The organism is Streptomyces sp. NPDC048002 (assembly GCF_040653275.1).
In the GTDB taxonomy this organism is placed as follows: domain Bacteria; phylum Actinomycetota; class Actinomycetes; order Streptomycetales; family Streptomycetaceae; genus Streptomyces.
Window position 1 is genome coordinate 75,985 of record NZ_JBEZNL010000032.1, and the last position, 14,417, is coordinate 90,401.

The window sequence follows — 14,417 nt, forward strand, 5'->3', positions numbered from 1 at the left end:
GGGCGGAGACCTGCCGGTCGGGCTTCACGGTGGGACAGCCCGGCGAACCCGGTCAAGGAAGGACCGGGCTCCGCGACGGAATTCAGGTGTTTCCCTGAAGAACGCGGGTTCCGGGATAGCGGCGCCCACGGCAACTTTTAGGGAAAACACGAGAGTTTGACCCCGCAACGGATTCACACCCGCCAGGCCGTGCACTCTCGAAAGGACGTCGAGCCGGCCCGCCCTGTCAAAAGGCGGCCGGTTTCGGGAATGGGCGACGGAAAGAGGGTCTGGGTCATGCGCCGTGCGTTGTGTCCGGTGGAGACGCTGTACGTCGGGCAGCGCAGCAGAGCGGTGCTCTCCTGCACCCTGCGCGGCCGTCTCGACACCGGGGCGCTGTCGGCCGCGTTCGACGCGGTCACCGGCGCGCATCCCTCGCTGCGGAGCCGTATCGGGCGGGACGGTGAGGGTGTCGCGCTGCACCTGCTCGACGAGGTGGAGCGTCCCCGGCTGGACACCCGTACCGGCCCGGTCGAGGACGCCCACTCGGCGGAACTCAACACACCGCTGTCCGTCGGCGGTCCGCTGAGCCGGGCGGTCCTGGTGAGCGCCCCGGAGGGCGACCGCCATCTGTTCGTGCTCTCGGTGGACCACACGGTCGTCGACGGGCACAGCGGCATCGCCCTGCACAACGAGCTGTGGGACCGCTACCGGGCCCTGGTCGAGGGCGGACCCGGGCAACAGCGGCCCCGCACCACCGGTGACCCCGAGTGGCCGGTGCCGGTGAGCCGGCTGCTGCCCCCGGGCGACGAGGCGGCGACCGCCGCCTACCTGGAGCGACGCGCCGAGGAGGCGCGTCGGCACCCGGTGGAGCTGGTCCCCTACGACGTCACGGACCCCTCCGGCGGCGAGGCCCGGATCGAGGTGTGTTCCCTGAACCTGGACGAGGAGCGCACCGGGCGGCTGCGCCGCGCCGCCCGCGCGGTGGGGGTGTCGGTGCACGCCCTGGTCGCCGCGGCCCTGCTCACGACGGCGCGCCGCCACCTGCCCGGCGACGAGCCGCGCACCCTCGGCTGCCTCTCCCCCATCGACCTGCGTTCACGGCTGTCGCCTCCGGTCCCCGCCCTGGTGATGGTGCCCGCGGTCACCACACACCTCCAGACCCTTCGGGTCGCCCCGGACACGGACCCGGTCGAGCTGGCCCGTACCGTGCACGCGCGGGTCGGCGAGTTCGTCAAGGGCGACGGCCCGTACCAGGAGATGCGGATCACGCCGGAGATCCCCAGCAACCCCACGCTGCAACTCGCGACGGTGATCGCCACCAACATGGGGACGGTACCCGGGCCCCGGCTGCCGGAGGGCCTTCAGGCCGTCGACGTCCGGCTGGTGCCCGCCCGGGAGCACTACTTCCCGGCGGCCGGGCGCAGCCCCGTGATGGCCTGCGTCGTCTCCTTCGAGGGCCGGCTGGCCATCGAGTTCCCCTACTTCACGGCCTGTTTCAGCCCCGGGTTCGTGCGCGCCTTCCGCGACGGGACCGGTGCGGCACTCGCCGCCTTCACCGACCGCACCCCCGAGCCGTCCCCCGCGCCGACGGGCTGAGGCGGTCATCGCACCGGCCACCGTGAGGAGCCCTTCGCCGGTATGAACGAGGTCAGCGACATCCCCACGCCCCTGGCTCTGCTGCCGCGCGCCCAGGCGGGCGACGAGCGGGCCATGAACCAGCTGTTGGCCGCGATCACCCCGTACGTCGCCCGGCTGTGCCGGTCCGTCACGCACGACGACGGCGCCGACGCCACGCAGGACGCGCTGCTCGCCGTCTACCGCGGTCTGGGCACCCTGCGCGAACCGACGGCGTTCTACGGCTGGGTCCGCTCGGTGACCCTGCGGGAGGCCGTGCGCGCCGTGAAACGGGCCGGCGAGGAGGTGCCGTACCAGCGGATCGAACCGGGGCAGGCGACGAACCCGCTGGACGCCGTGCACATCGGCGACGTCCTGGACCGGCTCTCCCCGTCCCACCGGCAGGTCCTCACGCTGCGCGCCTACGGGCTGAACGAGGAGGAGATGGCCCGGGTGCTGTCCCTGCCGCTGGGCACGGTGCGGTCCCGGCTGCACCGCGCCCGCCTGCGGTTCCGGGAGGCATGGCAGCCGTCGGCGGCCTGAGCCGGGGGAAGGCGGCGGCCGCCGCGGCGACGCGTTCCGCACCGGTGTGCCCGACGTCCGCGGGCCTCCTCCCGCGCCGGCTCTGCTCCCGGGACGGCTCAACTCCCGCGCAGGCTCTACTCGACGACGTCCGGCAGCACGAGCGGGGGCCACTGGCCCGGTGCGAACATCCCCAGGCCGTGGGCGCGGGCCACCAGGGCGGGCCGGTTGGGGGCGTCGAAGCGACGCAGCAGCAGGCCCACGCGGTACTCGACGCCCTGACGGCTCAGGTACAGCCGGCCGGCCAGCTGCACGGTCGACGCACCGCCCGCGACGCCCTCCAGCAGGCGTGCGTCGAGTTCGCTGAGGGTCAGTTCACGGCGGCGCGGCACCTCCGTCCCCGTCAACGGGCGCAGCAGCAGCACCAGTCCGGAGGGCCCGTCCGGGCCGGTGACGGCGATGGCCGTCAGATCCGCGGTGAACGCGCGGGCGCTGTCGTGCCGCCCGCTCACCCGCTCGGTGAACCAGGTCGTGCGGCCCTCGAAGAGGTCGGCCAGTCGCCGCTTCAGTCGTGTGGGCGTGCCCGCCTGCAACAGTTCGTTCAGCGAACGGCCGCATAACTCGCCGGGACTCAGTCCGAACTGTGCGGCGAAGTCGTCCTCCGCCGCCATGACGGTCAGTTCCTTCGGGCAGGCGTGGGCCGTGTAGACGCGGCGGCTTCCGGCGCATCCCGCCCTGGCGCCGACAGCGGATGAGGCGACGGTACTTTTACTCACCACGGACATGACCGTTCAATCCCTTGTACGGAGGAGTTCGCGACGCACCACGCCAATTTTGGCAGCCGGAATTCCGGAATACCGTTGCCAGGTCTCCACGTTCCCGCGGCTCCCGTCGGGCAGGGGAATCGCACCAGGTCGGCACTATGGACGGTAGGCCCGGACCACGCCCCTGGCAAGTGCGCGCCGGTCCGGGCGCCGCTATTGCCAACTCTTTTTGCCACGGCGCGATTTCAGCCAATCCGGATCCTGTGCCGCACCATTCCGAAAGCGCGGACCGAGGAAGACCGAGGAGGATGCCCGGGACGCCACCGGCTCACCACGTTTGTCAAGACCGCCGACGGCACGGCGACTTCCGGACGCCTCGGCGAGGATGCACGGCACACGGAAGACTCAAAAGGTGCCTCGGCGCGGGGACCCGGAGGCCGCGATTCCAGCCACCGTCGACCGCGGCCGACGGCAACGGCGGCGGCTGCGGTGGCGACCGGGACTCGACCGCGGCTCGGCTGCGGCTCGGCCGGCGCTCGGTTGCGGCTCGGCCGGCGCTCGGCTGCGGTGGCGGGTGGGGCGGCGGGTGCCGGCGCGTGGGGCGGCGCACTCATCCGCTGTTCCGCGCCCCCTGGTTCACTCCGCCCGCCGGGCTGTCCGGCTCCGCGGCGGCGGGGTCCTGTTCCGAGGCCCGGCGCTGCCTCAGCACGGACGCGAGCATGGTGACGAGTACGCCGGCGACCGCCCAGGCCGAGAGCACCAGCAGGGACGACGTCATGTCGTTGCCGTCGAAGTAGGAGATCGAACGGGCCGCCCAGGTGCCGGCGCCCGGGGGCAGAGCCGGGCCGATCGCCTCCCAGAACGGTGGCAGCATCGGCGCGGGGAAGGCACCGCCGGCGCTCGGGTTGCCCGCGATCACGATCAGCAGGATCGCCAGGCCGATGCCGACCACCCCGAACAGCCCCTGGAGGGCCAGCGTGGCGGCGCCGACGGCGAAGATGAGCAGCGTGCCCAGCCCCCACAGGGCCCACACACCGCCGGGCAAGGCACCCAGGATCGGGCCGACGATGATCGCGCCGCCGAGTCCGCCCGCCAGCGCGACGAGCGTCATCGCACCCAGGCGGGTCGCCGCCCTGGTGGGGTTGGCCGGGCGGGCCCCGGAGCTGATCGCCAGGATCGAGGCGCACAGGTAGGCGCCGACGCACCAGCCGATGACCAGGTAGAACGACGACAGGCTGTTGAAGTCGTGACGGGAGGTCGGGGCCACGTCGACCGTGCGGACGGTACGGCCCTCGCTCTTCTCCAGGCTGGTCACGAGGGTGTCCAGCGCGAGGGAGAGGGCCCGTCCGCCGCCCGAGGCGACGAGCAGCGTGTCGGTCGTTCCGGCCGGGCGCACCACGAGCGCCCCGTCGATCTCCCGCTTCTCGATCTGCTCCCGCGCCGCCTGTTCGTCGGACAGGGCGCGCGGGTCCAGCGGCGCGCCGGGCAGTTCGTCGAGCCGGGTCACCGTCCGCTCGGCCAACGCCTGCGGCGCGACGACGCCGAAGGGGACGTCCTTCAGCCTGGGCTCGTGCAGCGCGCCCACGTAGGAGGCGATGAACAGCAGCTGAAGGGCGACGACCCCGATCACCAGGACCGTCGCCCGCAGGGTCACGGCGTCCTTCACCTCGGACAGGGTGCTCTGTTTCATGAGTCAACGGTCCGTGACGGCACGAGCCCCCGCAGGCCGGAGGGGCCCGAACGGTGTCGGCCCGGCGACGGTGCGCCGAGGACGAAATGTATACACCATTCACATTCGGGTATGATGCATGCACCGTAAACATGAGGAAGTGTCGCCCATGCCGCCGACCGGCACCTATCACCACGGCGATCTGCGCGCCGCCTGTCTGCGTGCCGCGCGGGAGCTGCTGGAGGAGGACGGCAGCGCCGCCCTCTCGCTGCGCGCGGTCGCCCGCAGGGCGGGCGTGTCGCCGGCCGCCCCGTACCGGCACTACACGGACCGCGACGCGCTTGTCTCCGCGGTCGCCGCCGAGGGCTACCGGGAGCTCGCCCAGCAGCTCGCCGCCGCCCACCCCGAGCCGTCGACCCCCGACGGTCTCGCGGCCGTGGCCGTCGCCTACGTACGCTTCGCCCTCGACCACCCGGCCCTGTTCCGGGCCATGTTCGCCGAGCCCTGCGACCCCACCAGCGCCGAACGCGTCGCCGCGACCGCCGTCATGAACGACTACGTCCACGGCCTGGTCCGCGACGCCTTCCCGGGTGCCGACGACACCGATGCCCTGGCCACGACCGTCTGGGCGCTCGTCCACGGCCTGGCCTTCCTCCACCTTGACGGCAAGCTCGACAGCTCCACCCCCGAAGCGGTCGACACCCAGGTCCGCGCCTCCGTCCAGGCCCTGCTCGGCCTGCCCCGCACCGCCCCGGGCGGCCGCGCCGACGGACGACTCACCGCCCGCTTCAGCCACTCCTGACCGGACCGGATTCAGACGCAGCCCGAGACCCTCCGCGACCGGACCGCATTCACCGGACCGCATTCACCGGACCGCATTCACCGGACCGCATTCATGCGCAGCCCGAGACTCTCCGCGACCGGCTCGGATCAGACGTCCCCGACGACGTCCTCGCCTCCGCGTGAGCCGGCGGAGGCGCGGTGTTCCCGCCAGTCGACGACGATCTGCTCCAGCTTGGGCATGACGAACAGACCGAAGTCACGCATGTCCGTGAGACGGGCGCGCCCGGCGGTGTTGGACGCGTCGAGCAACTCGACGTCCTCCACGGCCCCCTTGGCGAACTCCCGCAGCCACAGGCTCCGGATGGCGAATACGTCGGGCCAGGGGTCCTCACGGACCCGGTAGAGGTCCCGGCGGGAACCGGGCTGGTTCTCACGGCTGATGAGTCCGATACGGACCAGGCTCTGCAACGCCGTGGACACGGTGCCGGAGCTGATGGAAAGGATCTGGCCGATCTCCGCGGCCGTCAACGCGCCCTTCGAGGAGACGAGGAGCGCGGCGAAGACACGCGCGGACATCCGGGGAAGTCCCGTCTCGGCGAACCTGCTCGCGAGCCGTTCCACGACGCGGGCCTCCCCCGCGACCGCCCCGTCCGGCACTCCGGGCTCGTCGCTCGCTGACTCTGCACTGCCTATGGCCACGTGTACGGCACCTCCTGCGCACACCTTAACCGGCCATTCAACTTTCTTCCAGTTCTCGCACATTTCAAAATATTCAAGTAGCGTTAAAATCATGACGCCACCCATCTCAATCTCCTCACTGGTCAAGACGTTCGGCCCCGCCCGAGCCCTTGACGGGCTGGACCTCACCGTCGAGGCCGGGGAGGTGCACGGATTCCTGGGCCCCAACGGCGCGGGCAAGACGACCACCATCCGCGTCCTGCTGGGCCTGCTCCGCTACGACAGCGGCAAGGTGTCGCTGCTCGACGGCGATCCGTGGGCGGACGCCGTCGAGCTGCACAAGCGGCTCGCCTACGTCCCCGGTGACGTGACGCTCTGGCCCACCCTGTCCGGGGGCGAGGTCATCGACCTGCTCGGCCGGTTACGCGGCGGCGCGAGCCGGAAGCGACGGGACGAACTCGTCGAGCGCTTCGAACTGGACCCGAAGAAAAAGGGCCGCGCCTACTCCAAGGGCAACCGCCAGAAGGTGGCCCTGGTCGCCGCGCTCGCCTCCGACGTCGAGCTGCTCATCCTCGACGAACCCACCTCCGGACTCGACCCGTTGATGGAATCCGTCTTCCAGGAGTGCATCAGCGAGGAGCGCAATCGCGGCCGCACCGTCCTCCTGTCCAGCCACATCCTGTCCGAGGTCGAGCAGTTGTGCGACCGGGTCAGCATCATCCGCGGCGGCCGCACGGTGGAGTCGGGCAGCCTCACCGAACTCCGCCATCTCACCCGCACCTCGATCCAGGCCGAACTCACCGAGTCCGTGGACGGCCTGACCCGCCTCCCCGGCGTGCACAACGTGCGGATGAGCAGCGAGGACCGGCGCACCGTCACCTTCGACGTCGACTCCGGCGACCTCAACACCGCCGTACAGCATCTGACAACCCTGGGCCTGCGCAGCCTGGTCAGCCGGCCGCCCACCCTGGAAGACCTGTTCATGCGGCACTACACCACCGCCCAGGACCGGGAAGACGCCCGGGCGGAGGCCCAGCGGTGAAGGACTACGCGGGTACCTGGACCCTCCTGCGGCTCGCCGTCCGACTCGACCGCGTCCGCGCCAGTGCCTGGATCCTCGGCATCGTGCTGTTCACCACGGCGTCCGCGCAGAGCAACAACGACCTCTACAGCACACCCGAGGAACGCCAGAACCTCGCCGAGACGGTCGAGACCAACCCGGCGATGCTCGCCCTCGGCGGACGCGCCTTCGATCTGACCACGACCGGCGGCATCAACGCCTACCAGCTCGTCGCCTTCATGGCCACGATCATCGGCCTGATGAGCATCCTGATGGTGGTGCGGCACACCCGTGCCGAGGAGGAGAGCGGCCGGGCCGAACTGGCCGGATCGGCGGTCCTCGGCCGCAGGGCCTGGCTCGCCAGCGCACTGCTCCTGGTCACCGGGATGAACCTGGTCATCGCCGTGTTCCTCGGATTCGGCCTGCGCGGCACCGACCTCCCCGTCGAGGGTTCGTGGTCCTTCGCCCTGGGCTGCGCCGGCGTCGGCGTGTTCTTCGCCGTCGTCGCGGGGATCACGGCCCAGCTCACCGATCACACCCGCTCCGCCACCGGCATGGCCTCCGCCGTCCTGGGTCTGGCCTACCTGCTGCGCGCCACCGGCGACGCGGCCAGCGCCTCCGACGACGGGCCGTCCTGGCTGACCTGGCTCTCCCCCATCGGCTGGGCCGAGATGATGCGCCCGTACACCGAGGAGGACTGGGCGGTGGGCCTGCTGTTCGTCGGCTCCGTCGCCGTTCTCGTGCCCGCGGTCGGGGTGCTCATCGGCAGGCGGGACATCGGCTCGGGCGTCCTGCCGCCTTCCCTCGGGCCGGTCGAGGCGTCCACCGCGCTGCGCTCCCCCCTCGCCCTCGCCTGGCGCCTCCAGAAGGGCTCCATGCTGGGCTGGGCCATCGGATTCGTGATCGTCGGCGCCGCGTTCGGCGGAGTCGCCGACGGCATGGTCGATGTCGCCAAGGACAACCCCGACATCGACGAACTGCTCCGCGACCTCGGTGGCAGCGGCAGCATCGTGGACGTCTTCCTGGCCACCATCACCTCCCTCATCGCCGTCGTCGTCGGCGCCTACGCCGTCCAGTCCGCGCTGCGGCTGTCAGGCGAGGAGTCCGCGCACCGCGTCGATCTGGTTCTGACGGCGTCCGTGCGCCGGGTCCACTGGGCGGGCAGCCATCTCACGGTCGCCGCCGTCGGCTCGGTGGTCATGCTCTTCTCCGCCGGCCTCGCGGCGGGACTGGCCCATGGGCTCAACAGCGGGGACGTCACGGGCGAGGTGCCGCGCGTCCTTGGTGCGGCGCTGGCCCAGGTGCCCGCCGTCTGGACGCTGATCGGCCTGTGCGCGCTGCTGTTCGGGCTGGTGCCGCGCTACACGGTCGTCGCCTGGGTGGCGCTGGCCTTCGTGCTGGTCATCGGCCAGTTCGGCGAGGTGCTCAAGGTGGACCAGGCGATCATCAATCTCTCGCCCTTCACGCATGTCCCCGACCTGCCGTCGGCCGACTTCGAGGCCGCGCCGCTGCTGACGCTGGCGCTGCTCGCGGGGGCGCTGGTCGCGGTGGGGCTCGGGGGGTTCAGGCGGCGCGACGTGGCGTGAGGTGAGGGGCGTGGGGTGAGGGGCGTGGGGTGGGGGGCTGAGGTGGCGTGACCGGACCTGATGTGGCCTCACCGATGTCGACTATCGCGGCACCCGCACGCCACCCGCCGCCGCCCTGGTGGGAAACCCGCCGGGCGGCCGGGGCGGTGCGGCCCGAATCCCCCGGGGTCGCACCGCCACCGGGGCCTCCCGACTGACGCGGATTCCTGGTAGGGCGGCCACGCCGGGTCGCCGCTGCCCATCGGCTCGCTGAGGTGGTCCTGCCGTCCGTTCAGTGGGTTCTGCTGCCCGAGCGGGCGGCCTCCCGCATCTGTGCGGCGACATGGCGGGCGATACGCCGGTCGTGCTCGGTCTCGGCAGGCAGCGCCATGAACAGGGCCTTCGAACGGGCGGCCAGCGGTTCCGCCACCCCACGGTCGGTGATGACGTACGGCTTCCCGGACCGTACGCCCTCCACGAGCATCTCGCCGACGGCGTCCGGTGAGATGCCGAGCTGTTGCAGATAGAAGTCCTGCTCGTCGAGGAGCCTCTCCCGGTCCTCCTCCTGCTCCGGAGTGAGTCCGAGATCGCCGTCGACACGGCCGCGCGCCGCCCGGCTGGTGGCGACCATGTTCGTGGCCACCAGCCCCGGGCAGAGCACCGTCACCCCTATGGGATGCCCCTCATGGCCCAACTGCCGGGCCAGTCCCTCGGACAGGCCGATCACCCCGGCCTTGGTGCCCTCGTACATGTATCCCCCCTGGCCACCCTGGGGCGCGAGTCCTGCCGTCGAGGCGGTGTTGACGACATGGGCCGGCTCACCCCGGGCGATCATCCGAGGCAGGAACGTCTGAAGACCGTTGACGACTCCGCCGATGTTGACTCCGAGGAAGAGGTCCCACAGCTCGTAGCTCATCGCGGCGACCGGGTAACTACCGCCGATTCCGGCGTTGTTGAGGAGCAGGGAGACCGGGCCGAGGCGCTCCTCGGCCTCGTCGGCCACCTGGGCGAAGGCGTCGCGATCGGTGACGTCCAGTTCGTAGGTGGCCGCCTCCGTCACCGCTGACAGCTCCTTGCCGGCCTCGGCGAGCGTTTCGGCGTCGATGTCGGCGAGGGCCAGCCGCGCGCCCCGCTTGGCCAGGGCACGGGCCAGGCCGAGCCCGATACCCTGCGCGCCACCGGTGATGAAGGCCGTGCGCCCCGCGAGTTCGAGCACTGCCATCCCTCTCGCCTCCGCCAGTCGATTCTTCGTTGTCCGGTCTGTGGGTCCGTCGGTCTGTGGGTCAGTCGGTCTGTGGGTCCGTCGGTCTGTGGGTATCTCGGTCCGTGGGACTCCGCACACGCCGGGTCGGTCAGGCGCGGGGGTGCTCGGGAAGCTCGCGCAGCCAGCTGTCGACGGCTCCGGCGCAGGTCGCCGCTCGCTCCCCCTCCATCAGCGTGAAATGGTCACCCGGGACCTCGATGGCCGTGTGCTCGAACCCCCAGTCGGCCCGGCGCCGAAAGCCCTCGGGACCCAGAGGTTCGGCCGCCCGCACCAACAGCGTGGGCGCAGCCAACTCCGCCTGGCGGAAGTCCAGATAGAGGTATCGGGCGCGGGCAGTGACCCATGCGTCGCCCCACTGCTCGCCCTGCTGCTCCCCCTCCCCCACGCGGTCCAGAAGTCCGGTGAGCACATCGGCGGCCCACGGATCGACGTCGAACCCCCCAGCGGTGTCCCACCAATGAGTGTCGACGAGCACCAAAGCCGCCGGTCCTGGCCCCGTTTCCTCCAGATGCCGGGCGACGGCACTCGCGATCAGCCCCCCGCTGGAGTAACCGAGCAACGCGAACGGATCATCCCCCGCGTTCTGCCGGATCGCCTCGCTCAAGGTCCGCACCAACGCGTCCAGATCGGCGGGGATCGGTTCCCCGGTCATGAAGCCCGGCAGAGCGAGAGCGGAGACGGAAAGACGGCCCTGGAGCGCGGAGGCGAACGGCAGGTACTGATACACGCTGGGCTTCCAGGCGAAGGTGGGGAAGCAGATCAGCTGAGGCGCCGCACCTCCCCTTGCCAGTGAGGTGAGTTGAGGCAACTTCGCCAACTCGCCCGGACCGGTGAACGCGTCACGGAAGTCGGCCGCCGTCCGCAGCACCGTGCCGATCTCCGCGAACCGCCCCTCCCGGCAGGCCCGCACGAAGATGCCGCTCAGTGAGTCCGGATCGCTCACCCGTGCCGCCGTGGCAGGCGTCGACGGTCCCCCGTCCGCCGCCCCCTCGGCACCGTCCGCCAGCTCCCCGGCGAAGTGTCCGGCCAGCGCGCTCGGCGTCCGGTGCTCGAAGATCAGCGTCGCGGGCAGGGTAAGTCCGGTGGCGGCGCCGAGGCGATTGCGCAACTCCACAGCCGTGAGCGAGTCGAAGCCCAGGGAAGAGAACTCGAGCGTCATGTCCAGCGCGGCGGCATCCGCGTGCCCGAGCACGGCGGCGACATGACCGCGGACCAGATCCCCGAGAGCCTCCTCCCGCCCGGCCCGGTCAAGACCGGCGAGTCGTCGGGCCAATCCGGAGGCCGACTCGACGACGTCCTGGGACGCGGTACCGCGCCGCCGCCGGGAGACCGTGATCAGTTCCCGCAGGATCGGGGGTACCTGCCGGGCGGAACGTCCGCGCAGTGTCGCCGGATCGAGGGCGGCGGCGACTGTGACGGCTTCGTCCGTCGCGGTGGCCGCGTCGAAGAGGGCCAGTCCACGTTCCGAACCGAGGGGCAGCATGCCGCCTCGTGTCATCCGCGCCTGGTCCTGCTCCCCGAGTTTGCCGGTCAGAGCGCTGGTCTGCTCCCAGTAGCCCCAGGCGAGGGAGGTGGCGGGCAGACCGAGGGTGTGACGGTGGTGGGCGAGGGCGTCGAGGAAGGTGTTGGCCGCGGCGTAGTTGGCCTGACCGGGGGAACCGAAGACACCGGAGGCGGAGGAGTAGAGGACAAACAGGGCGAGGTCGGTGTCGCGGGTCAGCTCATGGAGGTTGACGGCCGCCTGGGCCTTCGGGCGCCATACCTCGGCCAGCTGCTCGGCGGAGAGGGAGGTGACCAGCCCGTCGGCGAGGACACCGGCGGCGTGGACGACACCGGTGAGGTTACGGCCGTCGAGGAGGGCGGCGAGCTGGGCCCGGTCCGCGGCATCGCAGGCCGCCACCTCAACCGTTGCCCCCAACTCGGACAGATCAGCGACGAGTTCGACGGATCCCGGGGCGTCCGGACCGGTGCGGCTGGTGAGGAGGAGACGCCGGACACCGTGTTCGGTCACCAGATGACGGGCCAGAAGCCCGCCCAGCGTGCCCGTGCCGCCGGTGACCAGGACCGTCCCCTCGGCATCAAGGGACCGCGGCATCGTCAGGACCACCTTGCCGACATGCCTGGCCTGACTCATGAACCGGAACGCCTCCGACGCCCGACGCACATCCCACGCCCGCACCGGCAACGGCTCCAACACCCCCGCCTCGAACAGGGACATCAGCTCGCCGAGCGTCTCCTGGATGCGATCGGCGCCGGCCTCGCTCAGCTCGAAGGCGGTGTACTGGATGCCGGGCCGCTGTGCGGCCAGCTCTGCGGCATCGCGGATGTCGGTCTTGCCCATCTCGACGAAACGGCCCTGCGAAGCGAGGAGTTCGAGGGAAGCGTCAACGTACTCACGCGCCAGGGAGTTCAGCACCACGTCCACACCGGCACCAGCGGTCGCCTCTCGGAACCTCTCCCGGAAACCGAGGTCCCGGGAGGAAGCAATCCGGTCGTCCGGCAGACCCAGACCACGCAGGACATCCCACTTACCCGGACTCGCCGTCGCCAGAACAGTGGCGCCGAAATGCCGGGCCAACTGGATCGCGGCCATCCCCACTCCGCCGGCCCCAGCATGTACGAGAACCGAGTCGCCCTCCTGCACGCGGGCAAGGTCGACCAGGCCGTAGTACGCCGTCAGGAACACCACCGGCACCGAGGCCGCCTGCTCGAAGCTCCAGTGTTCGGGGATCGGCACCACGAGCCGCGCATCCGTCACGACTCGTGGGCCGAATCCCTCGGTCATGAGACCCATCACTCGGTCACCCGGGGCGATTCCGAGGACGTCAGCGCCGACCTCCACCACCACACCGGCAGCCTCGCTCCCGAGGACGGGCCTTCCCGGGTACATGCCCAACGTCAGCAGCACGTCCCGGAAGTTGACCCCCGCGGCCCGTACCGCGACCCGGATCTCGCCCACCGCGAGGGGGGCGTCCGCGTCGGGGGCCGGAACAAGGGCCAGACCGTCAGGCGTGCCGCTGCCCGTCGCGGCCAGCCGCCAGGTCTCCGTGTCCGAGGGGCGGTCCAAGGTGCCGTCCGGGCCGGGTCGGACCAGCCTGGGCACCAGGACCCTGCCGCCGCGCACCGCGACCTGCCCCTCCCCTGTGTCCAGGGCCGCGGTGACAGCCGCCGGGAGCAGCTCGCTGTCGCCACCGCCGGGTTGTTCCGCCGGATCCAGGTCCACGAGGAGGAACCGGCCCGGTTGCTCGGACTGCGCGGAGCGGACGAGCCCCCAGAGCGGGGCTGCGGTCAGGTCGATGAGGCTGTCGTCACCTCCTGCGGACGTGGCCCCTCGCGTCACGAGCACCAGACAGGAGTCAGCCAGGCCCTCCTCTGCGAGCCACTCCTGCACGATGGACAGCACCTCGACGGTCGTCCGCTCGGCGGCGACCGACAGCGCGAGGGGCGCGGATGGAGATTGGGGGTCCGGGGCCGGGGACAGATGGGGGGCAGGTGCTCCCGGTGCGAGCAGAGCGACCTGCGGGGCGGGGACTCCCCAATCCAGGACGCCACGGACACCCGAGATGTCCAGGTAGGCGTCGACGGCCAGGCCCGCGGCCTGCACGGCAGCACCCAGGCCGTGCGGATCGTCGCCGATCACGGCCCACGTCGCGTGACGGACGGCCTCGGGGTCGCAGGGCACGGGCGACCACCGGACCTGGAACATGTCATGCGTACGGGGTGCCCGTGCCGCCGCCAACTGAGCCGCTGTGACGGGGCGTACCAGCAGGGACTCAACGGTGGCGACCGGGGCGCCGGCGCCGTCGGCGAGGTCCACGCGCACCGCGTCGGAGCCCTCGGTACGGAGCCGGACCCTCAACCGGTCGGCGCCGGAGGCGAACAGGGTCACCCCGGTCCATGCGAAGGGCAACCGCAACGGCTGCGCGGACCTGTCCGGTTCCGGCGCCGACGGCGTGGTGGGTGCGCAGCCGTGAGCGTGCAGGGCGGCGTCGAGCAGCGCCGGGTGCAGGCCGAAGCGAACGGCGTCGCTCCTCGGCCCCTCGGGGAGCGCCACCTCCGCGAAGATGTCGGCTCCACGTCGCCACACCGCCCGGAGGCCCTGGAACGCGGGGCCGTATCCGTAACCCGCCCGCGCGGCGGTGCAGTAGAAGTCGGATACGTCGACGGCTTCGGCACCGGCCGGGGGCCACAACTCGGCGAACGGCTCCGGGGCGGACGGCGCCTCGGGCACCAGCGTGCCCTCGGCGTGCACGGTCCACTCCTCGTCGTTCCCCTCGGGCCGCGAATGGACCGAGACGGCACGCCGCCCATTCTCGTCAGGCACTTCGACGAACATCTGCACCTGTACGGCACCCTGCTCGGGCAGTACGAGGGGTGCCTGGAGGGTGAGTTCGGTGAGGTGCCCGCACCCGACTTCGTCACCGGCACGGATGGCGAGTTCCACGAACGCGGTACCGGGGAGGAGGACGGTGCCCGCGACGGTGTGGTCGGCCAGCCAAGCGTGCGTCCGCGTGTC

Annotated in this window: 10 protein-coding genes; 5 read left to right on the top strand and 5 right to left on the bottom strand. The window is 71.5% G+C overall.

Annotated elements, in window-relative coordinates:
- The first annotated feature begins 276 nt into the window (after positions 1–276).
- Complete coding sequence (locus AB0E07_RS29870; protein WP_362258984.1) at positions 277–1,578, top strand: condensation domain-containing protein; 1,302 nt, start codon at positions 277–279, stop codon at positions 1,576–1,578.
- Between the two features lie 42 nt (positions 1,579–1,620).
- Positions 1,621–2,139, top strand: coding sequence for an RNA polymerase sigma factor (locus AB0E07_RS29875; protein WP_362258987.1), 519 nt, complete (start codon positions 1,621–1,623; stop codon positions 2,137–2,139).
- Positions 2,140–2,255: 116 nt separating this feature from the next.
- Here AB0E07_RS29875 and AB0E07_RS29880 read toward each other — a convergent pair whose 3' ends face one another.
- Together AB0E07_RS29880 and AB0E07_RS29885 are read right to left on the bottom strand one after the other, a co-directional pair.
- Complete coding sequence (locus tag AB0E07_RS29880) at positions 2,256–2,903, bottom strand: PAS domain-containing protein (RefSeq protein ID WP_362258989.1); 648 nt, start codon at positions 2,901–2,903, stop codon at positions 2,256–2,258.
- Between the two features lie 589 nt (positions 2,904–3,492).
- Positions 3,493–4,572: a DUF3533 domain-containing protein gene (locus tag AB0E07_RS29885; RefSeq protein WP_362258992.1), complete on the bottom strand. Its 1,080-nt coding sequence runs from the start codon at positions 4,570–4,572 to the stop codon at positions 3,493–3,495.
- 148 nt (positions 4,573–4,720) lie between these two features.
- On the opposite strand from AB0E07_RS29885, the gene AB0E07_RS29890 reads away from it, so the two are divergent.
- A complete protein-coding gene (locus AB0E07_RS29890; protein ID WP_362258995.1) occupies positions 4,721–5,353 on the top strand; it encodes a TetR/AcrR family transcriptional regulator in 633 nt (210 codons plus the stop codon).
- Positions 5,354–5,481: 128 nt separating this feature from the next.
- Here the strand turns inward: AB0E07_RS29890 and AB0E07_RS29895 are convergent, their stop codons facing one another.
- Entirely contained in the window at positions 5,482–6,033 is a 552-nt protein-coding gene (locus AB0E07_RS29895) for a MarR family transcriptional regulator (protein WP_362258997.1), read from the bottom strand.
- Between the two features lie 91 nt (positions 6,034–6,124).
- On the opposite strand from AB0E07_RS29895, the gene AB0E07_RS29900 reads away from it, so the two are divergent.
- On the top strand, positions 6,125–7,054 hold the full coding sequence (locus tag AB0E07_RS29900; protein ID WP_362258999.1) for an ABC transporter ATP-binding protein: 930 nt from the start codon (positions 6,125–6,127) through the stop codon (positions 7,052–7,054).
- Positions 7,051–8,658, top strand: coding sequence for an ABC transporter permease (locus tag AB0E07_RS29905; protein WP_362259003.1), 1,608 nt, complete (start codon positions 7,051–7,053; stop codon positions 8,656–8,658). Before AB0E07_RS29900 ends, AB0E07_RS29905 begins: the two co-directional genes overlap by 4 nt.
- Positions 8,659–8,929: 271 nt before the next feature.
- On the opposite strand, the gene AB0E07_RS29910 is transcribed toward AB0E07_RS29905, so the two are convergent.
- Positions 8,930–9,859 (bottom strand): SDR family NAD(P)-dependent oxidoreductase, encoded by a 930-nt coding sequence (locus tag AB0E07_RS29910; RefSeq protein WP_362259006.1) that lies wholly within the window; start codon positions 9,857–9,859, stop codon positions 8,930–8,932.
- A 130-nt stretch (positions 9,860–9,989) separates the two neighbouring features.
- Positions 9,990–14,417 (bottom strand): SDR family NAD(P)-dependent oxidoreductase (locus tag AB0E07_RS29915; protein ID WP_362259010.1); only part of this gene is annotated, 4,428 nt, incomplete at its 5' end.

Excerpts from the sequence above, each read along its gene's own strand:
- AB0E07_RS29870 (WP_362258984.1), top strand. The coding sequence starts at position 277 with ATGCGCCGTGCGTTGTGTCCGGTGGAGACGCTGTACGTCGGGCAGCGC.
- AB0E07_RS29900 (WP_362258999.1), top strand. The coding sequence starts at position 6,125 with ATGACGCCACCCATCTCAATCTCCTCACTGGTCAAGACGTTCGGCCCC.
- AB0E07_RS29890 (WP_362258995.1), top strand. The coding sequence starts at position 4,721 with ATGCCGCCGACCGGCACCTATCACCACGGCGATCTGCGCGCCGCCTGT.
- AB0E07_RS29875 (WP_362258987.1), top strand. The coding sequence starts at position 1,621 with ATGAACGAGGTCAGCGACATCCCCACGCCCCTGGCTCTGCTGCCGCGC.
- AB0E07_RS29880 (WP_362258989.1), bottom strand. The coding sequence starts at position 2,903 with ATGTCCGTGGTGAGTAAAAGTACCGTCGCCTCATCCGCTGTCGGCGCC.
- AB0E07_RS29910 (WP_362259006.1), bottom strand. The coding sequence starts at position 9,859 with ATGGCAGTGCTCGAACTCGCGGGGCGCACGGCCTTCATCACCGGTGGC.
- AB0E07_RS29885 (WP_362258992.1), bottom strand. The coding sequence starts at position 4,572 with ATGAAACAGAGCACCCTGTCCGAGGTGAAGGACGCCGTGACCCTGCGG.